This window comes from Algoriphagus pacificus, from assembly GCF_017254845.1.
In the GTDB taxonomy this organism is placed as follows: domain Bacteria; phylum Bacteroidota; class Bacteroidia; order Cytophagales; family Cyclobacteriaceae; genus Algoriphagus; species Algoriphagus pacificus.
Map to the genome: position 1 here is coordinate 143216 of NZ_JAFKCU010000007.1, position 20858 is coordinate 164073.

Annotated in this window: 21 protein-coding genes; 6 read left to right on the forward strand and 15 right to left on the reverse strand. The window is 40.3% G+C overall.

Going from position 1 to position 20858, the window contains the following annotated elements:
• Positions 1–5 precede the first annotated feature (5 nt).
• Positions 6–689: a succinate dehydrogenase cytochrome b subunit gene (locus J0A69_RS20450; protein WP_206588492.1), complete on the reverse strand. Its 684-nt coding sequence runs from the start codon at positions 687–689 to the stop codon at positions 6–8.
• 322 nt (positions 690–1011) lie between these two features.
• Here J0A69_RS20450 and J0A69_RS20455 point away from each other — a divergent pair, with 322 nt between their 5' ends.
• From J0A69_RS20455 to fabD, 3 genes are read left to right on the forward strand one after another with little or no spacing between them, the layout of a single operon-like run.
• On the forward strand, positions 1012–3792 hold the full coding sequence (locus J0A69_RS20455; RefSeq protein ID WP_206588493.1) for a T9SS type B sorting domain-containing protein: 2781 nt from the start codon (positions 1012–1014) through the stop codon (positions 3790–3792).
• 5 nt (positions 3793–3797) lie between these two features.
• Positions 3798–4229: a thiol-disulfide oxidoreductase DCC family protein gene (locus J0A69_RS20460; RefSeq protein ID WP_317194890.1), complete on the forward strand. Its 432-nt coding sequence runs from the start codon at positions 3798–3800 to the stop codon at positions 4227–4229.
• 53 nt (positions 4230–4282) lie between these two features.
• Positions 4283–5158, forward strand: coding sequence for an ACP S-malonyltransferase (fabD, locus tag J0A69_RS20465; RefSeq protein WP_206588495.1), 876 nt, complete (start codon positions 4283–4285; stop codon positions 5156–5158).
• Positions 5159–5182: 24 nt separating this feature from the next.
• Here the strand turns inward: fabD and folK are convergent, their stop codons facing one another.
• On the reverse strand, positions 5183–5704 hold the full coding sequence (gene folK / locus J0A69_RS20470) for a 2-amino-4-hydroxy-6-hydroxymethyldihydropteridine diphosphokinase (RefSeq protein WP_236033046.1): 522 nt from the start codon (positions 5702–5704) through the stop codon (positions 5183–5185).
• A gap of 34 nt (positions 5705–5738) precedes the next feature.
• Here folK and sppA point away from each other — a divergent pair, with 34 nt between their 5' ends.
• Positions 5739–7505, forward strand: coding sequence for a signal peptide peptidase SppA (gene sppA, locus J0A69_RS20475; protein WP_206588496.1), 1767 nt, complete (start codon positions 5739–5741; stop codon positions 7503–7505).
• A gap of 24 nt (positions 7506–7529) precedes the next feature.
• On the opposite strand, the gene J0A69_RS20480 is transcribed toward sppA, so the two are convergent.
• A complete protein-coding gene (locus J0A69_RS20480) occupies positions 7530–8423 on the reverse strand; it encodes a flavin reductase family protein (RefSeq protein ID WP_206588497.1) in 894 nt (297 codons plus the stop codon).
• A 62-nt stretch (positions 8424–8485) separates the two neighbouring features.
• On the opposite strand from J0A69_RS20480, the gene J0A69_RS20485 reads away from it, so the two are divergent.
• A complete protein-coding gene (locus J0A69_RS20485) occupies positions 8486–9337 on the forward strand; it encodes an endonuclease/exonuclease/phosphatase family protein (RefSeq protein ID WP_206588498.1) in 852 nt (283 codons plus the stop codon).
• A 53-nt stretch (positions 9338–9390) separates the two neighbouring features.
• On the opposite strand, the gene J0A69_RS20490 is transcribed toward J0A69_RS20485, so the two are convergent.
• The 9 genes from J0A69_RS20490 to J0A69_RS20530 form a co-directional block, all read right to left on the reverse strand.
• A complete protein-coding gene (locus J0A69_RS20490) occupies positions 9391–10590 on the reverse strand; it encodes a phosphoglycerate kinase (RefSeq protein WP_206588499.1) in 1200 nt (399 codons plus the stop codon).
• 120 nt (positions 10591–10710) lie between these two features.
• Positions 10711–11676: an L-threonylcarbamoyladenylate synthase gene (locus tag J0A69_RS20495; protein WP_206588500.1), complete on the reverse strand. Its 966-nt coding sequence runs from the start codon at positions 11674–11676 to the stop codon at positions 10711–10713.
• A gap of 1 nt (position 11677) precedes the next feature.
• On the reverse strand, positions 11678–12346 hold the full coding sequence (locus tag J0A69_RS20500; RefSeq protein WP_206588572.1) for a tetratricopeptide repeat protein: 669 nt from the start codon (positions 12344–12346) through the stop codon (positions 11678–11680).
• 87 nt (positions 12347–12433) lie between these two features.
• On the reverse strand, positions 12434–12865 hold the full coding sequence (locus tag J0A69_RS20505) for an acyl-CoA thioesterase (protein WP_206588501.1): 432 nt from the start codon (positions 12863–12865) through the stop codon (positions 12434–12436).
• A complete protein-coding gene (locus J0A69_RS20510) occupies positions 12865–13416 on the reverse strand; it encodes an NUDIX hydrolase (RefSeq protein ID WP_206588502.1) in 552 nt (183 codons plus the stop codon). The genes J0A69_RS20505 and J0A69_RS20510 overlap by 1 nt, the downstream gene beginning before the upstream one ends.
• A 1-nt stretch (position 13417) precedes the next feature.
• Positions 13418–14011 (reverse strand): hypothetical protein, encoded by a 594-nt coding sequence (locus J0A69_RS20515; RefSeq protein ID WP_206588503.1) that lies wholly within the window; start codon positions 14009–14011, stop codon positions 13418–13420.
• A complete protein-coding gene (locus J0A69_RS20520) occupies positions 14004–15926 on the reverse strand; it encodes a RecQ family ATP-dependent DNA helicase (RefSeq protein ID WP_206588504.1) in 1923 nt (640 codons plus the stop codon). The genes J0A69_RS20515 and J0A69_RS20520 overlap by 8 nt, the downstream gene beginning before the upstream one ends.
• Positions 15927–16703, reverse strand: coding sequence for an enoyl-CoA hydratase/isomerase family protein (locus tag J0A69_RS20525; RefSeq protein WP_206588505.1), 777 nt, complete (start codon positions 16701–16703; stop codon positions 15927–15929). It abuts the gene before it with no gap.
• 62 nt (positions 16704–16765) lie between these two features.
• The gene (locus tag J0A69_RS20530) at positions 16766–18661 is read right to left on the reverse strand and encodes a ComEC/Rec2 family competence protein (RefSeq protein WP_317194892.1); all 1896 of its coding nucleotides are present in this window, start codon (positions 18659–18661) and stop codon (positions 16766–16768) included.
• Here J0A69_RS20530 and J0A69_RS22635 point away from each other — a divergent pair.
• A complete protein-coding gene (locus J0A69_RS22635) occupies positions 18550–18813 on the forward strand; it encodes a hypothetical protein (RefSeq protein ID WP_236033060.1) in 264 nt (87 codons plus the stop codon). The genes J0A69_RS20530 and J0A69_RS22635 overlap by 112 nt on opposite strands.
• Here the strand turns inward: J0A69_RS22635 and J0A69_RS20535 are convergent.
• Genes J0A69_RS20535 through J0A69_RS20545 form a run of 3 tightly spaced genes read right to left on the reverse strand, consistent with a single transcriptional unit; the run spans position 18791 to position 20786 of the window.
• A complete protein-coding gene (locus tag J0A69_RS20535; RefSeq protein ID WP_206588507.1) occupies positions 18791–19363 on the reverse strand; it encodes a DUF3575 domain-containing protein in 573 nt (190 codons plus the stop codon). The genes J0A69_RS22635 and J0A69_RS20535 overlap by 23 nt on opposite strands.
• 30 nt (positions 19364–19393) lie before the next feature.
• A complete protein-coding gene (locus J0A69_RS20540) occupies positions 19394–19828 on the reverse strand; it encodes a GNAT family N-acetyltransferase (protein WP_206588508.1) in 435 nt (144 codons plus the stop codon).
• Positions 19797–20786, reverse strand: a complete 990-nt coding sequence (locus tag J0A69_RS20545; RefSeq protein ID WP_206588573.1) for a PhoH family protein — start codon at positions 20784–20786, stop codon at positions 19797–19799. Before J0A69_RS20545 ends, J0A69_RS20540 begins: the two co-directional genes overlap by 32 nt.
• Positions 20787–20858 lie beyond the last annotated feature (72 nt).

Below are 20858 nucleotides of genomic sequence, written 5' to 3' on the forward strand. Positions count from 1 at the left end.
ATGGATTAGCTCTGTGTAAAATAGATGTACAATGGCATGCTGGCAAAAAGCGCAGGTACCACGATGCAATATAATTTGCCAAGACCTTCGATGGCTGGCGTGTATTTTTTATGGTTGAGACCCAATGTCTGGAAGGCACTGGCAAAACCATGTGACAGGTGCACTCCTAAGAAAATCATGGCGATCACATAAAGAGCAACCATCCATTCTACTTGGAAAGCAGCATACACGATGGAATACAAATCTTTATATTCTTCTCCTCCATAAGTGACAGTCGGGATAGATCCCCAATGCATCTGAGCCCAGAAGCTCTGCATGTGGACTACGATAAAGATCAAAATGATCGTACCCAAAACTCCCATGTTTCTGGAAGCAGCGCTTGAATTAGTGCCTGCTTTGGAAACGGAGTAACCAACTGGTCTAGCTGATTTGTTCTTTAAAGAAAGAATGATAGAATATATCACGTGACCGATAATCGAGATGTATGTCAGATAAGACAACAACTTTACCGCAGGATTGGTAGTCATGAATTTGGCATAGATGTTAAATGCCTCTCCACCATCACCTTTGAATAGAAGTAAATTCCCGGAAACGTGGCCTGTCAAAAACAGGATGAGGAAAAGTCCGGTCAAAGCCATGATCAATTTCCTGCCTAGTGTGCTACTTAAGGTTTTGGTAACCCAGCTCATACAGATAGTGCGATTAGATTAGAACGAATTCTTTGTAATTATTGGAGCCAAATTTACGTTTGGATGTCATAGTAAACAATCCAACTAAAAAAGGATTGCTTATTTTAAACCGTTCTAAATAACCATTGAATTTTAAGTGTAAATTTTATTTTCTTTATCCTGTCAACACTCTGTTGATTTTTATTGTTTGATTTTAAGCAGAATTTCTACTTACTTCCATTTATTTCGTATAGGTAGAAAATCAAGAGTTATTGATATACTAACGAACCACTTTTTGTAGATTTCACGTATCTACTAAAGTGTTCTGAATAATTTGACCAACATGAAGCTGAAACATTCCTTAGGATTTTTTTTATTGTTCTTTCTAATGGGTCTGTCCAATGCCTGGGCAACACACATCAGAGCAGGGGAAATCATCGCAGAAAGAATATCTGTCCAAACGCTTGAATATAGGATTATCGTCGTTGGATACACAGATACACGTTCCAGTGTGGTTTTTGGACCGGGAACGATCAATTTTGGCGACGGTAGAGAAGATCAATTAAATACAGAAAGTGCCTTTAGCTTGGTCGAAGATGTCGGAAACCAAATTGAAAAAAACACATTTGTTATCAGACATGTGTATCAAGGACCTGGTGTGTACACGATCCGTTTTCAGGAATTCAACAGAAATGATCTGACCCTGAACATGGACAATTCCGTGGACACACCTTTTTACGTAGAAACACAAATCACTATTGACCCTTTTATCGGGGTAAATAATTCTCCTGTACTAACAATCCCTCCGGTAGATAACGGAGCAGTCAATTCGCGCTACATCCATAATCCTGGAGCTTATGATCCTGATGGAGATAGTTTGGCTTACGAAATGGATATTCCTAAGCAAGCCTTCCAAAGACCTGTTAACAATTATAGAAGCCCTGCTTCTTCAGAATTCAGTTTCAATCAGCAAGACGGAAGTACCCCTGCATTTCTGACTTTGGATCCAATTTTTGGTGATTTAATATGGGATGCCCCTGGTACCGCTGGGCAATTTAACGTCGCATTTCGGATCAAAGAATATCGAAAGCTCGATGGAGTCTGGACGCAAATCGGCTATGTGGTGAGGGATATGCAAATCATTATCGAAAACTCCAATAATCGAAGGCCGGAACTGATTTTACCACCAGACCTCTGTGTGGAAGCCGGAACTTTGATTGAAGAAATCATCCAAGGATCAGACCCGGATGGTGATCCAATAAAGATTGAAATCTATGGTGAGCCAATCTCAATAACTACTTCCCCAGCGACATTCTCTCCAGATGACGACGAATTCCAGTCTAGCCCAGGAATCGTTAATTTCAATTGGCAAACTGTCTGTAACCATGTCAGAGCAAGAGAATATGATGTAAGAGTTCGAATTTCGGATCAACCAGCATCAGGACCTAGCCTAGTGGATATTCAAACTTGGAGAATTAAAGTCATTGGTCCGCCACCTGTTTTTGACCAAATCGAGCAGCAAGCCGGCCGAACCGCAGAAATCACATGGGATCCTTACTCCTGCTCCAACTCAGCTTCTGAGATGCAGGTTTGGAGAAGAATCAATTCGGATCCATACGAGCCAGATAGTTGTGAAACTGGAATCCGTGCAGGATATGAACTCGTTGGAATTACGGACATGCAGACATTCAGCTTCACAGACATCAATGGTGGAGAAGGTCTAGATCCAGGAAATACTTATTGCTATCGATTAGTAGCAGCCTACCCTGATCCTAGAGCAGGACTTAGTGTAGTTTCAGAGGAAATTTGTATCACCGTCGATGTGGATGTTCCTATCATCACCAATGTCAGCGTAGAGGCGACAGACGCGGCAGCAGGTGAAATTTTCGTAAAATGGACTCCGCCTTATGATATTGATAGAACGGTTTATCCAGGACCATTTACCTATGAGCTACTTCGAAATACAGGATTTACGGGAGATCAGGGACAGGTTTCTTTAGGAGTTACTTCAGACACATTATTTACTGATACCGGCTTGAATACAGAGGGGCTTGTTTACAATTACGAGGTGATTTTGCTGGACAGAAACACCAAAATTGACACCTCCTCCAAGGCCTCATCCGTTTGGTTGCAACCGACGATTATCAACGAAGCAATCGAACTGAATTGGGAATTCCAGGTTCCATGGAATAATGCGGTACAACAGTATAAGCACGAAGTTTACAGAAACCGAACCGATGCTGCCTCTGCCGACGAGGATACATTTGTAAAAATCGCAGAAGTAGATGTAACGCAAGAAGGGTTTACATATCTCGATGATGGAAGCTTCAATGGGGTTCCATTGGTGAAGGAAATCGAATATTGCTATTATGTGATCACAAAAGGATCTTATAACGTAGATGGCTTGGTTTATCCTTTGGAAAACAAATCCCAAATCGTCTGTGCAAAACCTGATGACAACAGACTTCCATGTCCTCCTGTATTGACTTTCGAAGGACCTCTTTGTGAGGAATACCTTGCTGAGCAACCATGCAATACTTCAACTTTCTACCATGATCTAAGCTGGACACCTGATTTCAGCGGCGAATGTGATGATGAATTGAGCGGATATAGATTGTATTATACTTCCAATGGTGAGGATAGTGAGTTTACCATGATCAAAGAAATTCCTGCTTTGGAAATGCAGACTCGAGTGAGTCAATTGACAACCTACAGAGGATGTTATTACATCACAGCAGTAGATAGATCAGGGAATGAAAGTGAACCAAGCAATATCGTTTGTGTTGAAAACTGTCCTTCCTATAATCTACCAAATGCCTTTACACCAAATGGTGATGGAATCAATGAGACTTTCATGGCCTTTGACAATCCATTCTCTGAATGTCCAAGATTTGTTGTTGGAGTGGAAATCTTCATTGTAAACAGATGGGGTGCGGAGGTATACTCCTACAACAGCCTTGAATCCAACGAAAACGATATTTACATCCGTTGGGATGGAAAAGACAAAAACGGAAATGATCTTCCAGCTGGCACATATTTCTATTCCGGAACAGTATCATATGATGTGCTTGATCCAAGCCAGCAGCAGGAAAGCCTGAAAGGAACTATTCAAATATTGAGATGAGCGAAATGAAATCCATCATTTTCTTTGATGGAGTTTGTAATCTATGCAATGCTTCTATCGATTTTATCATTCAGAGAGATTCTGATGATACTTTCCTGGTAGGAGCATTGCAGGATGAGCTCAGCAGAGAAATTCTGGATGAATTCGAAGTTGACAAGAACTATCTAGACTCCTTGGTTCTATTGGAATCAGGAGAGATTTTTTATCGAAGTACTGCTGCTTTGAAAATCTCCAAAAACCTTTCTGGACTTTGGCCAGCATTATATCCTTTGATTTATCTACCTAAATGGCTCCGAGATCCGGTCTATGATTGGATTGCGAGAAACCGTTACCGTTGGTTTGGCAAAAAATCCACTTGTCGATTGCCTAGTCCTGAAGAAAAAGCCAAATTCCTATCCAAGGAAAACATGCATACTGCCATTCCTGCAGCAGTCTAATCAATCCACTTGGGGAAAACCTTTATATTTGCCCCACAACAAAATCCAATTGAATGAAAGCATTTGTGTTTCCGGGCCAAGGAGCCCAATTCCCGGGAATGGGAAAAGCCCTTTATGAGGAAAACCCACAAGCGAAAGAATTATTTGAGCAAGCCAATGAAATTCTTGGTTTTAGAATCACCGATATCATGTTTGATGGTACTGCTGAGGAATTGCAGCAGACAAAAGTGACGCAGCCAGCCATTTTTCTTCATTCAGTAATCTTGGCAAAGACTACTCCTTATTTCAGCCCAGACATGGTTGCTGGACATTCGTTGGGAGAGTTTTCTGCATTGGTAGCAAATGGCACACTAGCATTTGAGGATGGTTTAAAGCTGGTTTATCAAAGAGCCTTAGCAATGCAGGAAGCCTGTGAAATCAACCCTTCCACCATGGCTGCAATTCTTGGATTGCCAGATGAAAAGGTAGAAGAGATTTGTTCCGAGTTCACAGATGAGATCGTTGTCCCAGCCAATTACAATTGTCCAGGTCAATTGGTGATTTCAGGTTCCAATAAAGGAATTGAAATCGCGTGTGAAAAAATGAAAGCAGCCGGAGCAAAAAGAGCTTTGCCATTGCCTGTTGGCGGTGCATTCCATTCTCCGCTAATGGAGCCAGCTAGAGAAAAGCTCCAAAAAGCGATTGAGGAAACTAATTTCTCAACTCCAATCTGTCCGGTCTATCAAAATGTCAGCACCACAGCAGTCAGTGATGTTGCAGAAATCAAGGCAAATCTAATTGCCCAACTTACCGCTCCTGTAAAATGGACTCAATCTGTGCAGCATATGGCACAAGATGGAGCAACTCATTTTGTGGAATGCGGCCCTGGAAAAGTCCTTCAAGGCTTGGTAAAGAAAATTCATCCCGAGGCGGAAGTTTCAGGTCTTTAAAAATTAAAACCCGCTTCGGCGGGTTTATTTTTTATAAGGGATTACTTCCGAAGGATCCTGACATTCTATCAATAACTCATGAATGGATTTTCTTATTACAGGATGATAAAATTCAGAGCAAATCTCATTTAAAGGAATCAATACAAATTTACGATCCTGAATAAAAGGGTGAGGAATCTTTAGCTGAGGAGCGTCTATTACCATTTCACCCCAAAAAAGGATATCAATATCCATCGTTCGATCGCCCCAGTGATCATCTCTCTTTCTACCTAATTCAGTTTCTATTGATTGAATGAAAACCAAAAATTCCAATGGATTTTTCTCCGTTTCCACCTGCATAACCTGGTTCAAAAAGGGGCCTTTAGCTATTCCACCCCAAGCCTCCGTTTCATAGACCAAAGAGGCTTTGATCAGATTTCCCTGTAGTAAAACTTTATCTACCGCAGATTTCAGTAATCTTTCCCGATCGCCTTTATTCCCTCCTAATATTAATGTAACCTTTGACAACATGTCATTCGTAAGACTTGACTTATAATCATATGCCAAAATAAGTTATTTTCGCATCTTAAATTAATCGAATATGAGATTCTTAGGTAATGTGCTCGCTGTCATCGTGGGTCTGATCATTTTCACTGTGATAAGTATTTTGGTTTCCTTCGGGATTATCGGAATGATCGCTACATCTGGACAGGAAGAGGTGTCTGTGGCTGAAAACACAATATTACATTTAAACCTTAACGGTCGAACAATTGTAGAAAGAACGAATGAGGACGACCTGGATATTCCGATTTTCGGAGCTGCTTTTGGTCAATCCAATGCCGCTGGCCTTGTTAACCTGAAAAAAGCGATTGAAGAGGCTAAAAACAATGAGAGTATAAAAGGAATATACTTAAATACAGGCTTGATCATGGCGGGTCAGGCCAATTTATTGGAATTGAGGGAGGCTTTAGAGGATTTTAAAACTTCAGGCAAATTCATTTTGGCTTATGACGAAGCCTATTCTGAAGGAGGCTATTATTTAGCATCTATTGCAGATGAGATTTACTTGAATCCAATGGGTGGAATCGAGTTTAATGGCTTCGCCTCCAACATCCTTTTCTTCACTGGTCTATTTGAAAAAATTGGGGTAAAACCTGAAGTTTTCCGCGTGGGTGAATTCAAAAGTGCCGTTGAGCCATTTATTCTGACTCAGATGTCAGAGGAAAACAGGCTTCAAACACAAGCTTTCCTTTCAGATATGAATCAGTATGCTTTGAGTGATATTGCTGAGTCTAGAGGTATCAATGTGGATACGTTGACACAAACGAATAATAAGATGCTCGTTCGTGAACCCGAAGATGCTGTCACTTATAATCTAATTACTGCTTTAGCTTACGAAGATGAAATCCATGCTAAACTTAGAGAGAAACTTGGATTGGGTGAAGATGATGAGATTCAGACCATCAATGCCACAAAATTGGCTTCTGTTGCCAAAACAAAAAATATCGCCACCTCTAATCGCATTGCGGTGATTTTGGCAGAAGGTGAGATAGTGGATGGAAATGCAGATGGAGTCATCAGCTCAGAAAAATTCGCTAAAGAAATCCGAAAAGCCAGAAAAGATGATAATATCAAAGCGATTGTGTTACGGGTAAATTCCCCAGGAGGATCTGTTTTAGCTTCAGAGGTAATCTGGAGAGAAATGACAGAAGCAAAGAAGGCAAAACCTCTTTTTGTATCAATGGGTGAAGTTGCCGCTTCAGGTGGCTATTACATCTCTGCACCAGCAGATACCATTGTTGCTCAACCAAATACAATCACGGGATCTATTGGGATTTTCGGCCTTTGGTTTAATACCGAGAACTTGCTGAATGAAAAGCTAGGAATAACCACCGATGCTGTAGAAACAGGTGAGTTTTCTGATTTTATGAATCCTACAGAGCAACTTACTGATGTGGAAAGATCCATTATTCAAAAGTCAGTGGAAAAAGGATATGAAACCTTCATCTCAAGAGTATCAGAAGGCAGAGGAATAAGTCCAGACGCTGTTAAAGAAGTAGCTTCTGGTCGAGTTTGGACTGGAAATCAAGCCTTGGAAATAGGATTAGTGGATGTATTAGGAAGCTTAGATGATACAATCGAACTGGCAGCACAGAGAATCAATGCCGGAGACGATTACCGTGTTATCTACTACCCTTCTCAGAAACCTTGGTTTGAAACGATTATGAATGATTTTGAAAACAATGTCAAAATCAAATTCCTTCAGTCAGAACTTGGAGACAACTTCCAATTCTACAAGCAAATTCAAAGTCTTAAAAAATACCAGGGGATTCAAGTACGGATGCCTCAGGAATATATCATCAAATAAAAGAAGCGGCAAAAGCCGCTTTTTTTATTGTTTCTGCATCAGTATTAGCCAAGCCTTTTCGAGTTCTCCCTCTTCCAAAGCTTCCTTTGCCAATAAATGCAAATGATCTAACCAAGAGTCCAAATCGTATTGAAACCGTATTTTCATTTCTTGGATCACTTCGCTTGTTGAAAAGTCTAGAATCTCTTCTTCACTTGGAAGTTGTTCTACATTCCCTAGCCTTCCCAAATTATTTCCTGTCAAAATCGTGCTGTTTCTAACATGTTCCGGCATTTGGTCCACTCCAATTCCTTTCGTTCGCAAAGGTTTCGGGATCTGAAACAAGGAATCTCCACTTGCGCGACTATACCAATTGCCTCCTAATCTAGCTACAGCATCTAATTTATAAGGATCAATTTTTCCAAACTCATCTAAGACTGTCTCTGAGACATGTGCAACCAGCACTTCACAAATCACCAAATTACCGGAGCCTCCAACTTCTCCCAATGGTTTTACCTCATTCACCTTGCATTCAAAGGCAATAGGAGATTCTTTCACTCGAGGAGGTTTGACTGAAACAGATGGCACGGAAGTAAGGCCAGCTTTGACGAATTCATTCACACCTTTGTCGTATTCTGTACTTGCCAGAGACATTTGCTCTACCAAATTGAATCCAACCACATGAATGACCACCTCAGGCACTTCTTTCACATTCTCTAGGGTATGTTTGGTGGTATTATCCCGAACCCTCCTGGAAGGCGAGAAAATCAAAATCGGGGGATTGGTGCTGAAAAGATTAAAAAAACTGAAAGGACTCAGATTGACATTTCCTTGCAAATCCACTGTACTGACAAATGCGATGGGTCGTGGGGCAATACTTCCTTGCAATAAAGCATGAAAATCAACTGGGGCTAGGTCTTTGGGATAAAAGGTTTTCATATTCTGAAATTAGAATGCAATTTTAATACTTAATTACTTTTACACGATTAAGTTCATCTTTTATGAAATCTACCCTGTTTAAAATCTTGCTTTTCGCTCTTTTCTTGGGAGGAATTAATTTTAACTCCCAATCACAAACCCACAATTTTGCCACTTTCAATATTCGCTATGCGAATCAGAATGACGTTGGAAATCTCTGGCAGGATAGGCTCCCACATGTGGCTGATCTGATCAAGTTTCATCAAGTGGAACTGGTTGGCGTCCAAGAAGCGCTTCATCATCAACTCACTGATTTAAGCACGCAACTTGGCTATAAATTCATTGGAGTGGGCAGAGATGACGGAACCGAAAAAGGCGAATTTGCTGCCATCTTATACGATTCTGATTTATTTGAAGTACTGGATCATGGGACCTTCTGGCTGTCTCCTACTCCCGAAAAACCAAGCAAAGGCTGGGATGCTGCTCTAAATAGAATTTGTACTTGGGGGAAGTTTAAAGACAAATCCGATCAGGTCTTTTATGTCTTCAACATTCACTATGACCATATCGGGAAGCAAGCACGTGAAGAAAGTAGCAAGTTAGTAATGTCAATGGTGGAGAAAATCAACAAAGAAAATGCTCCTGCAATCCTGATGGGAGATTTCAATGTTACACCGGCAGATACAGCTTACAGCACTATTACTTCCAATCCAGATTGGTCTGATACAAGGTTGATATCAGAAATCCCAAGCTATGGTCCAGCTGGTACTTTTACAGGATTTGATTGGGAGAAAATGCCTGATGGAATAATCGATCATATTTTCGTCAAAGGAAATATTCACGTGATTCGACATGGAATTTTGACTGATAATTATGGCAAAAAATATCCTTCAGATCATTTTCCAATCCTAGCGGAAATATCATTTTCGAAGTAAAATAAAAAAGGGCAGCCAAAACGAATTGACTGCCCTTCTTTCATTATATTTTTTTAAGGCTCCAATGCCGCAACACCAGGAAGAACTTTACCTTCCATATGTTCTAGCAAAGCGCCACCTCCAGTAGACACGAATGAAACAGCTTCACCGAAGCCGAACTTGTTGACAGCTGCTGCTGAATCGCCTCCACCTATCAAGGAATAAGCGCCACCTTTCGTAGCTTCTACCACAGCTTCTGCAATGGCTTTTGTTCCTTTGTCAAATGAATCCATTTCGAAAACACCCATTGGACCATTCCAAAGGATTGTTTTTGATTTCAAAATCACTTCTGAAAAAGTCTCTCTGGTTTTAGGTCCGATATCCAAACCCATCCAGCCATCAGGGATCTCTCCGCTTTCGGCCAGACCTTGCTCAGCATCATTTGCAAAAGCTTTAGAAATCACATTGTCAAGTGGCAACAAAAGCTTCACACCTTTCTTTTTTGCTTTATCCATCAGTTCAAGAACAAAATCCATTTTATCTGGCTCTTGAAGCGAATCTCCGATGTTACCACCTTGCGCTTTTGCAAATGTGTAAGACATTCCTCCACCTATGATAAGATTATCAACCTTCTCTAGCAATTGCTCAATGATCAAAATCTTATCGCTGATTTTTGCTCCACCCATGATGGCGGTGTATGGTCTTTCTGGATTGCCAAGCACTTTATCTGCATTCTTCAACTCGGAAAGCATCAAATAGCCGCAAACTTTATCATTAAAATATTGAGCGATGATGGAGGTCGAAGCATGGGCTCTGTGAGCTGTTCCAAATGCATCATTCACATAGATATCGCCTAGTTTTGCCAGCTTTTTTGCAAATTCTTCATCTCCTTTTTCCTCTTCTTTGTAAAATCTAAGATTTTCCAACAAAAGTACTTCTCCTGGTTTCAAAGATTCAGCAATCATTTCAGCATCACGACCGATGCAATCAGTAGCAAACTTGACAGGTCGATCCAAAGCTTTCTCCAGATCCAAAACAATATGCTTTAATGAAAATCTGTCTTCTGGGCCAGTTTTTGGACGTCCCAAATGGGACATTAATATGGCAGCACCTCCATCATTCAAAATTTTATTGATGGTAGGGATAGCTGCTTGAATTCTAGTATCGTCGGTTACATTGAAGTTGTCATCCAAAGGAACGTTAAAATCGACACGGACAAGGGCTTTTTTCCCCTCAAAGCTGAGGTTATCTACATTTTTGATTCTAGGATTCATAGTAGGGATATAGATTTAAGGTATTCGCTTACTTTCAAAAAGAAGGTGAATTTATCAAAGATTAGCTCAAAAATCGACCTTCGGGCAGATCAATTTAATTTCTGAGAAGAAAAAGTGCAATTATGCTTGGGCTGCTGCTCTTTTCAGTCGATCATTAATAGCATTCCCCAATCCCTCAGCAGGCATTCTTTCTGCCAAAATCACGGAGACCGCTTGCTGATCCAGAAGACGCATGCCTGCAAAAAGATGCTGAGCTGCTTCTTTCAAATCTCCCGAAGGGCTTAAAACCACTTGATGGTCTTTCTGGATTTCTGGAAATGTCTTTGAAAAGCTCAGTATTCCAAAGTCAACATTCTCTGCTGTATATTTTGAAATCAATTGATCCAAGTCTCCCAAAATAAAAGGCTTTCTTGGAGCATAATGGCTTTCCAACAAACCTGGAGCCTGAGGATTTGAACTGCTATGATCTTTGACCACGACTTTTCCTACCACATTTTCAATCATTGAAATCTCCAAGCCTCCCAATCGATAGATCACCACTTGACCTTCTTCAATGCCCACGATCGTACTTTCCAAGCCGACTTTACAGGCCCCTCCATCCAAAATATAAGGAATCTTAGTCCCAAGCTGTGCATCGACATGTGCTGGAGCAGTTGGACTGATATACCCAAATGGATTGGCACTTGGAGCAGCTAATGGAAAATACAGCGATTCTAAAAGTTCTTGAGTCAAAGGATGCGAAGGAACCCTTACCGCTACACGATCCAGTCCTGAAGTGACTAAATCAGGTATGATTTCTTTCCGAGGTAAGAGCAAGGTCAAGGGTCCTGGCCAAAATTTCTTGGCTAGCTTTTCTAAAGGCTCAGGAATTTCCCTAGCAAAATCTTTTACGCGATCAAAAGACGAAGTATGGATAATCAAAGGGTCAAAACTAGGACGATTCTTTGTCTCAAAAATCGATGCTACAGCAAGCGGATTTAGCGCATTTCCACCTAATCCATAAACAGTTTCAGTGGGGATCGCAACCAGCTGTCCCGATTCTAAAATCTCTTTGGCTTTCTGTATGTTTTGACCTATCTCAGCCATTTTACTGACAAAATTCGTCTATCCAGGTTTTTGCCTCAGTATAGCCCAAGTTTAAGGCAATCTTCAAATCTGCACATCCTTCACTCTTTTCTCCGGTTGCACTCATACGAGTCACACCCAATAAATAAAAAGCCGCGCCATTTCTCTTGTCCAGATTCACCGTATTGGTCAATGATTCCAAAGCACCTGCAGGATCGTTATTCCCAATCTGAGCTTTTGCTTTGTTGAAATAAACCAAAGCCTGATTCGGGTTAACCTGAAGTGCTGCATCAAAGTCCAACAATGCATCCTCGTATTGCTCCATGCCTAATAAGGCTAGTCCGCGATTGTAATAAATATCTGTTTGGGAAGGATCTAATCCATTGGCCATGTTGTAATCAGCCAGTGATTCTTTGTATTTACCAAGTTCAAAACTAGCATTGGCTCTATTGAACCAAGGCTTATAAAATGAACTATCCGCACTAATTGCCGCTGTAAAAACCGGAATTGATTCTTGAAACTTCTCTTGCTGAAACAAGGCAACACCTTTGGCATTTAATGCAGTTGCATTGGAAGGGTTTGCCTCCAAAGCTCTATCGAAATAAGTAATGGCTTCGTCCCAACTCTGCTGGTCCATTTTCTCGATTCCTGCCTGTAGCAATTCCTCTTCACTTGGGCTGCAAGCAGCCATTCCAAAGCCCAAAAGGCAAATGATCAAAAGTCTTTTCACTGGTTTAAATTTTCGGCAAAGATAGGGATTCTCTTTTTGGAAAGCTTCTTAGCTCTCAAGTTTACTTCGGAATACAGCAGGGATGCTTACCGGTTTCATGGTTTTCATATCCACAGCCACTAGGGTGCAATGGCATTTCGAAAAAACCACTTCTTCATTTTCTGCTGTCTGGCCTACAATATATTGCTCCAAATCAAAGGAAGTATTCCCGATTTTGACACATTTGACATATGCCTGCAAGGTATCATTGAGATGAATGGGTCTGAAATAATCGATCCCAACATGGGCTACCACGGAACCTGTTTCCATCAGATCCCAACCGCAATAATCTAATAAGTATGCGGCTCTGGAATGTTCGAAATAATTGAAATAAATCCCATTGTTGACATGCTGATAGCCATCAATATCAGAAAATCGAATTTGGATTGGGATTGAAAAATTGAAATCCTCCTTAATCTCTGAGGAACTGATTTTTGGCATTAGAGTAAAATTTCTGATTTACTGGTTTTCTCCAGCATTCTCAGGATAGAAGGATTATAACCAATCATATCTACCACAGAATCAAAAGTGATCCAAGCCAATGAAATACTTTCGTCACTGATATGAAGTGGCTCATTGATATCTGCTTCCAAAATGTAGCGAACATCATAATGAAAATGTTCAGGAACATGTGGGCGCTCAGGAATAATATGCTTATCCAGGTCGAAAATGGTAGAATCTACCAATTCCAGAGATTTCAAACCACTTTCCTCTCTAGCTTCCTTCAATGCTACATTCAACAGGTTTTCATCCCCATCCGCATGACCACCTAATTGTAACCATCGACCTAATTTCCGGTGCAAAGTGAGTAAGGTGTGCGTTCGCCGTCTATTGACAATCCAAGCTGAAGCCGTAAAATGCCCCTCCAACCTCTCTCTTTTATACGCCAACGGATCTTCTGTCAATTCAATAAAGGAGTCAATGAATGCAGATTCTTCCTCATAAGGAGTTCTGTATTTTTCTAACTGACTACGTAAAATTGTTCTATCCATCCTAGTTTACTTCAAATAGTAAATCCATTAATTGGTCAAAAGGTTTTGGGTCTTTGTAAAGTCTATCAGAGTATACGGTCACCAGGAATTTGATATAGCCTGGATTATTGTCAATACTAACCTTTTCTAAGGTCACATTACCATAAAGCTGCGAAATTAATTCTCCACTTTTTGGGGCTTGAATGGGGGGCTTGAAATAAAACTTCTCAGTGAGTTTCACCTGATCGTTGATTTCTTCCAGTTTCCTGTCCAAACTTACCTGACGATAACCCAAATCTAGAACTCGTTGGCTAAATGCCAAGAAAAGCTGGGAAAAAGATTTTTCATCAAAGGGAAATTCATAAGAAATCGCAAAGCCATTGGCATACGGAGACTGAAAGAGATGAACCTGAGGACGTTCATTGATTTGAGATTTTTTGAAATGATAATTCTTATAAATCAATTCAAGCATCTTTTTCCCCTCCTCAGTTTTGGCCCAATCCACCGCATCGGCAATCGTCTCTTCTTTCAGGGTATAGTTCTCTTTGTGATTCAGAGGTGTATCCAAATCTGGTTTAAAAACCTTTTTAAACAAATCATCAAAGAAATTACTCATGGTTTGAAAGTAGGTAATTACCGTTGGAAAGTGATTTAATTTTCCCTGAATCTTCAATTTTTCTGATCATGGAAAAAACTTTGTCACTAGCCGAAAGCCGCATGGCAAGTAAAAGCTCCCTTTCTGATAACTCCCCATGGGTGGCCAAAGTTTCTAAGAGTGATTTTTCAAAGTCTTTTTCTTCTTGCTCCAGATCTTTCATTTTCTTTGATTCTAGGCACCAATCGCAGATTCCGCAGTTTTGATCTGATTTTTCTCCGAAGTATTCCTGAATGAATTGCATTCTGCATATGGATTTCTCATTCGCATATGCCACCATGCTTTTGGCATGATCCAATGTCAATTCTCTTCTGACTTCAATTCTTTTGAAGTTTAGAGGCAGTTTACCGGCATCATATCGTGGAGTCAAAAAAGTCAACTGAGGTTTATCTTTCCGCTGATCGTAATCCATTACCTCCAGCTCAGCAAGTTTCCGGAGCCGTTGAATCAATTCAGATTCTGGAATCTCAAGGGTCTTTGCCAATTTGGCTTCCTGAATTGATAGATATTCTGAGAATAAATTTCCTCCATAAGTTCTCAAAAGGATTTTCACAACCGGGTCCAACTTTGCATAGGCTATCTGCACCTCATAAAGCCTTGCAGGATCTACTAAAAAATGAGCTCTGGAAGGCGCATAGAAACTTTCATTTAAGGCAATCAAGCCTTCTTCCTCCAAAACTTTTAAAGCATAGAAAGTCTCTAAAACCCCAAGGTCATAATTCCTTGCAAACTCACTGTATTCAAAATCAAAGCTGCTGAAATTATTACTTCCCACTGCGAGCTTGTAAAAATTGGCGAGGCATTGATAGACTCGCTTGATAAAGTCAAGGGGTGGATAAACTAAAGCGGCCCTTTCCATAACCATTTCAAAATCCTGCTCATTACTCATTAAGACAGCATAGGCCTTTTTCCCATCTCGTCCGGCTCTTCCTGCTTCTTGGTAATAATTCTCCAGATTTTCCGGAAGATCGCTATGGAGAACAACTCTGACATCGGGTTTATCTATCCCCATCCCAAAGGCATTTGTACTGACGATAACACGGATTTTGTTGGATTTCCAGGCTTCTTGGGCAGCATTTCTATCAGCCATGGACATCCCCGCATGATAGGCAGATGCAGAAATTCCAAGTTTATTCAGTGATTTGGCAATTTGCTGGGAGCCCTGCCTGTTTCGAACATACCAGATTGCAGTTCCGGGAATTCTTGACAAAACCTCCACCCCTTTTTCAAACTTATTTTCAACAAGCCGGACGCTAAAACTGAGATTTTCCCTAGCAAAACTCTGACGAAATTCCACAGGATTTTTCATCAGTAATTTATCCAGAATATCCTCGCAGACTTTTGGTGTGGCGGAAGCTGTCAAAGCCAAAATCGGAACTGAAGGGTGATATTGTCGGATTTGAGCGATCTCTAAATACTGGGGACGAAAATCATAACCCCATTGGGAAATACAATGCGCTTCATCCACTGCAATCAGATTGACTGGCATCTGCTTAAATCGCTCGATAAAAAGATCAACTTTCAGACGCTCTGGAGAAACATAGAGAAATTTGAAATCTCCATAAATACAGTTATCCAGGGTCGTATCAATTTCCCGATAGCTCATTCCTGAATAAATCGCAGCAGCTTTGATCCCTTTGCTTTTTAGAGCATCCACCTGATCTTTCATCAAAGCGATCAGAGGACTCACTACCAAGCAAATACCGTTTTTTGTCAAGGCTGGAATCTGAAAGCACAAAGACTTACCTCCACCTGTTGGAAGTAAAGCCAAGGTGTCTTTTTCAGCCAAAACTGAAGCAATTACTCGCTCCTGTGCCGGTCTGAACTCAGCAAAACCAAAAACCTGCTGAAGTATTTCTTTTGCGCGGGATTCCAATTACCAATCTGGGTTAGTCTTGTTCAGAAAGGAAGAAATTCCTTTGACGCAATCCTCGTGTGACCTTGCTTTTGCATTGATTTCTGCGGCATGAGCCAAGGCTTTTTCCCGTTGATCCTGACGTAGGGACCGTAAGAGTGTTTTGGTGGTAGCCATAGAAAATCCAGAGTTTTGGGAAATCAATTTATTAGCAAAATCTAGCACTGTCTTTTGCAGGAATTCATCGTGACAAACCTCGGTAATCATTCCCAATTCTGCTGCTTTTGCTGCTGAAATCAATTCTCCTGAGAGCAATAATTCCTGAGTTTTTGCTCCGCCGATCTGTTCCATCAGGAACACGGCTACCAAAGCCGGTACAAACCCGATTCTTACTTCAGTGTATCCAAAAAGTGCATTTGGCACAGAAAAAGCAAAATCACAAACTGTTGCCAAACCACAACCTCCAGCTAAAGCATGCCCTTGAACCTGCGCAATAACGACTTTGGGAAGTGTATAAATTAAAGTGAATAGGTTTTTCAAATGAGTGCTATCCTCCAGATTCTCGACATATGAATAGTTTTGAAGCTGCTGGAGATAGGCAAGGTCCGCTCCTGCACAAAAAGCTTTTCCTTCAGCCTCCAAAATGATCACTTTTACAGACTCATTTTGGTTCATACCCACAAATGCTTCATGAAGCCCGGTTATTAATTCAGGACTCAAAGCATTCCTTTTTTCTGGTCTATTGAGCTTAATAAATCCAATTCTCCCTTCCACTCGGGTTAATACAGCATCAGTCATGAAGTCTCGTTGGTTAGTAAAGAATCAATTTACTTTCATAAATAACCAATCCCAAAAAGCATTTAAAAAACTATTCGAATGGGGCTTTCTTCGAGTGCTATTCTCTCTGAATTATTAGATTGATACCACTTCCCATCCTTCCAAAATTCCACAGCTTTTGGGGTTTTACCTTGAAATGAAATTTGATTCGTATTTGAATCCCAATTCATCTGAAGCACTGGGAAATAAAAAGTACTATCCTGACGGGGAATAGCAAAAAGCGTTTTTGGATTAATGACCCATTGGTTTTGCACCCGATTGGGATCAATTTTAAAGCTGATATCGGAAACCTTGACTCTAGAATTCCAACTTCTAGTCTGATGGTGAAAGGAATAATCCATCAACATTCCTTTATCGGTCTGATAGAAAACAAGCAACTCTGAGGGAGTATTAACACTTTCCTTAAACCGGAAACCAGCCCAAATAAACAACATAACCAAAGCTCCCCAAGCTAATTTTCTCCTACTTACTTCTTCCCAAGCTTTCCAAATCAATAAAATCCCCCAAATCAAAAGCATGGTGGCAACAGAAATAGTCAGTCGATCTAATTGATTGTATGGAAGCTGCTGAATCTGGCCAATCAGGAAATTCTGAAACTGGATCAGAAAATTAACTACCCAACCCAAAAAGTCACTTAGATAAGGAATCCAACTTAGTAGAATTAGGGGAATCCCTATCTGCATGATTAAAAATGTCAATGGGATAATCAACAAATTGCCAAGCAAGAAATAGGTGGGGAAAGCATGGAAATAAAAAAGCGTCAGAGGAAAAGTCGATAATTGTGCTGCCAAACTCACTACAACTAATTGCCAGACATACTCCAACCATTTATTTGGGGGATACCAAAACCTTAAAATCAATGGCTGGATCATAACTATCCCCAAAACAGCCAAGTAGGATAACTGAAAGCCCACTTCGAAAATCACAAGAGGGGCAAAGCACATCATCAACATGGCTGAAAAGGCCAAAACATTGAAGATGGAAGGTTTTCTTTCCCTCATCTGACCAAGTGAAATCAGTGAAAACATGGTAGACGCTCTCAGAACTGATGGAGACATCCCTGTAATCAATGCATAAAACCAGATCAATAGAATCACCAGAAATAAGTAAGTCTTTCTTGCCTTAGAAGAAAGCTTCAGTGGTTTGATTAAAAAAAGAAGCAAGGCATAAATAATCCCCACATGCAAACCTGAGACAGCCAAAATATGCATGACACCTGATTCTGAATAAGCTTTTCGGGTATCCTTATCTAAGTATTGCTTTTGACCCAGCAAAAGTGCCTGAGCAACTTGATTGGAAGATGGATTAGGAATCTTACTTTTCAGCTGCTGACTAATCCGACTTTTGAATCTGACAAGAAAATGACTGAGTGAATTTACCTTGCTCTTGCCCAAGACATGAACTTTCTTCCCTAGAAATTGTCTGTATTGTATTCCCTCTCTTTTTAAAAATTCAGCATAATTAAACTCAAAGGGATTGAGAGGCCCAGCAACTATGCCGGGAGGTTCTGAAATATAAACTTCCATTCCGGGTGAAAAAGTTGAATCCAACTGATGATAAACGATCACTTTTCCATTTGCCTTTGTCCATTCCCCTGCTTTTTTGACAGCTTTTATCTCAATAATATTTTCAAAAGAATTGGGCTTCTTTAAATCGAACTGTAGCACCTCACCAACATACGCTTCTGCTTTGTCTACATCTTTAGATGAGCTCTTATCTTCAGCTTGTTGATCTTTAGAAATAAGACACATCCCAAAAAGTACAAGCATGACATAAGCAAGAATGCTCGTCATTGGAATTCTTTTAGATGATTTGGAAAACTTCAGAACTGAAAAATATGCTAGCCAAAAAAGTAATAGTAAGCCAACTAGCAGGCTTAATGATAGTTGAAAACTCTTTCCTAATAAAATCCCTCCGATTAAGAAAGGTAGATATCGTAAAAATGGATATTCGGAAAACTTCATGTTTAAAAAAATTAAAACTTAAGTTACCGAAAAAAGAGCAAAAAAAAGAGCTCTTGGAAGAGCTCTCAAAAATTCTTTTTTGTCTTAAAAACGATAGCCTAGATTAAATCCGGCGTTGAATTCTATCCCTGTAAATCGATCTGTAACCTCATCGCTGAAGTTTCTGCCAACACTGGCATAAGGCCCGAATGCAAAATTCTTTGACAATTCCCATTTGTAACCTGCTCCTGCTCCCAAGATAAATGCGGTCATATCAGTAGTCATAATACCTCCATTATCATCTGGCTCTTCAAAATCTCCGAATCTGATTTTTGCTAAAGGGAACAAATAGAACCTTCCGCTTTCATTTTCTCCAAAATAAAAATTCATGGAAGCCTGGACAGAATTAGTTTTATACTTTTTGCCTTTCCCTTCTGAATTGAAGCCAAATCGATCGTTGATAAAACCTTTGAACTCTAAGGAATGATCATAACTTAAATATCGCTCGTATCCCACTTCAAATGTTCCATAAAGAATCAGGTTCAAAAAATTCACCTTTACTTCATTGTTGAAATCCCCTACAGAACTCTTGCCATTGCTACTGGAAATTACATCTTGGGCGGCAACTGACCCAAGCATGCTTAGGACTAGTGCTAGAGTAAAAATCGCTTTTTTCATAATTATTTTTTCAAGTTTAAAGTACAATCCTTAAGCCAAGCTCATTTTATAATGCTGAATATTACACTCTTCAAAAATCTCCCCTACTTTCTCAAAACCAAATTTACTGTATAAAGGAACCGCTGTCAATTGTGCATGCAGGTACTTCATTTTTCCTTTAGAAGCTGAAACTGAGTTGATATCATTAAGAACTTCTCGAACCAAAGCCTGTCCAACTCCTTTTCCTCTTGCCTCTTGTAATACGGCAAAGCGCTCAAGTTTGATTCCTTTGTCAGTAAATCTCCAGCGGGCTGTTCCTACGGGAATATCGTCAAGAATTGCTAAAAAATGAGTAGAAATTTCCTCAAATTCATCGTACTCATCTTTTGCATCCACTTTTTGCTCCACTACAAAGACTTTTTCCCGAATGGAGAAAGCATGCTTCTTTTCAGACTCAGTTGCTATTTTTTCTACTCGTAAATTCATTTTTAGAACGATCCTTTTCTACTTGATCCTTTTCGTAAGCTTCGATAATTGCTTTGACCAATTTATGACGAATCACATCTTTGCCACTCAATGTAACAATTCCGATTCCCTTCACATTGTTCAAAATTTTCAAAGCCTCAGAGAGTCCTGACTTTTGCCTTACCGGCAAATCCACTTGAGTTTGGTCTCCTGTGATGATGACTTTCGAATTTGGGCCCATTCGGGTCAAAAACATTTTAATCTGCTCGGAAGTGGTGTTTTGAGCCTCATCAAGCAAAACAAAAGCGTCATGGAGGGTTCTTCCTCTCATGTATGCCAAAGGCGCGATTTCGATAACTCTTGTTTCCTGATAGAATTTCAGTTTTTCTGGAGGAACCATATCCGCCAATGCATCATAGATAGGACGTAAATAAGGATCTAATTTTTCCTGAAGGTCACCTGGAAGGAAACCTAAATTCTCACCGGCCTCCACAGCAGGTCTGGTAATGATGATTCTCTTTACTTCCCTGTTTTTCAGAGCTCTTACTGCCAAAGCAACAGCAATATAAGTTTTACCGGTACCTGCGGGACCCAAAGCAAAAACTAGGTCATTTTTCATTGCTGCCTCCACCAACTTGCGTTGATTAGGGGATTTAGGCTTGATTACAAGGCCTTTGTTACCGAAAACAATAACTTGATCTCTACTGGCTTCTTCGAAAGGAATCCCTTCCACATCCAGGTAATCTTTTACATTTTCGGGTGTGAGATGACCAAAACGCTCTAAATGCTCCAACAGTAGATTCAAAACGTCGTTGATTCTGAGAATCTCTGGCGCACTGCCTTGAATCCTGATTTCATTCCCTCGGGAAACAATTTTGCTTTGCGGAAAAGCGCGTGCTATTTGCTTGATGTTTTCATTGGCTGTACCTAAAAATTCAGCCAAAGGAACATTTTCTAAAGTGATTACTTTTTCTACCAATCTGTTTTCTTTGCTTAGATTATCCTGAAGACGAACAAATAAATTTCTATTTTTGTCCGCAGCTCCTCTAAC

Excerpts from the sequence above, each read along its gene's own strand:
- J0A69_RS20450 (WP_206588492.1), bottom strand. The coding sequence starts at position 689 with ATGAGCTGGGTTACCAAAACCTTAAGTAGCACACTAGGCAGGAAATTG.
- J0A69_RS20455 (WP_206588493.1), top strand. The coding sequence starts at position 1,012 with ATGAAGCTGAAACATTCCTTAGGATTTTTTTTATTGTTCTTTCTAATG.
- J0A69_RS20460 (WP_317194890.1), top strand. The coding sequence starts at position 3,798 with ATGAAATCCATCATTTTCTTTGATGGAGTTTGTAATCTATGCAATGCT.
- fabD (WP_206588495.1), top strand. The coding sequence starts at position 4,283 with ATGAAAGCATTTGTGTTTCCGGGCCAAGGAGCCCAATTCCCGGGAATG.
- sppA (WP_206588496.1), top strand. The coding sequence starts at position 5,739 with ATGAGATTCTTAGGTAATGTGCTCGCTGTCATCGTGGGTCTGATCATT.
- J0A69_RS20480 (WP_206588497.1), bottom strand. The coding sequence starts at position 8,423 with ATGAAAACCTTTTATCCCAAAGACCTAGCCCCAGTTGATTTTCATGCT.
- J0A69_RS20485 (WP_206588498.1), top strand. The coding sequence starts at position 8,486 with ATGAAATCTACCCTGTTTAAAATCTTGCTTTTCGCTCTTTTCTTGGGA.
- J0A69_RS20490 (WP_206588499.1), bottom strand. The coding sequence starts at position 10,590 with ATGAATCCTAGAATCAAAAATGTAGATAACCTCAGCTTTGAGGGGAAA.
- J0A69_RS20495 (WP_206588500.1), bottom strand. The coding sequence starts at position 11,676 with ATGGCTGAGATAGGTCAAAACATACAGAAAGCCAAAGAGATTTTAGAA.
- J0A69_RS20500 (WP_206588572.1), bottom strand. The coding sequence starts at position 12,346 with ATGGCTGCTTGCAGCCCAAGTGAAGAGGAATTGCTACAGGCAGGAATC.
- J0A69_RS20505 (WP_206588501.1), bottom strand. The coding sequence starts at position 12,865 with ATGCCAAAAATCAGTTCCTCAGAGATTAAGGAGGATTTCAATTTTTCA.
- J0A69_RS20510 (WP_206588502.1), bottom strand. The coding sequence starts at position 13,416 with ATGGATAGAACAATTTTACGTAGTCAGTTAGAAAAATACAGAACTCCT.
- J0A69_RS20515 (WP_206588503.1), bottom strand. The coding sequence starts at position 14,011 with ATGAGTAATTTCTTTGATGATTTGTTTAAAAAGGTTTTTAAACCAGAT.
- J0A69_RS20525 (WP_206588505.1), bottom strand. The coding sequence starts at position 16,703 with ATGACTGATGCTGTATTAACCCGAGTGGAAGGGAGAATTGGATTTATT.
- J0A69_RS22635 (WP_236033060.1), top strand. The coding sequence starts at position 18,550 with ATGATTTGGAAAACTTCAGAACTGAAAAATATGCTAGCCAAAAAAGTA.
- J0A69_RS20535 (WP_206588507.1), bottom strand. The coding sequence starts at position 19,363 with ATGAAAAAAGCGATTTTTACTCTAGCACTAGTCCTAAGCATGCTTGGG.
- J0A69_RS20540 (WP_206588508.1), bottom strand. The coding sequence starts at position 19,828 with ATGAATTTACGAGTAGAAAAAATAGCAACTGAGTCTGAAAAGAAGCAT.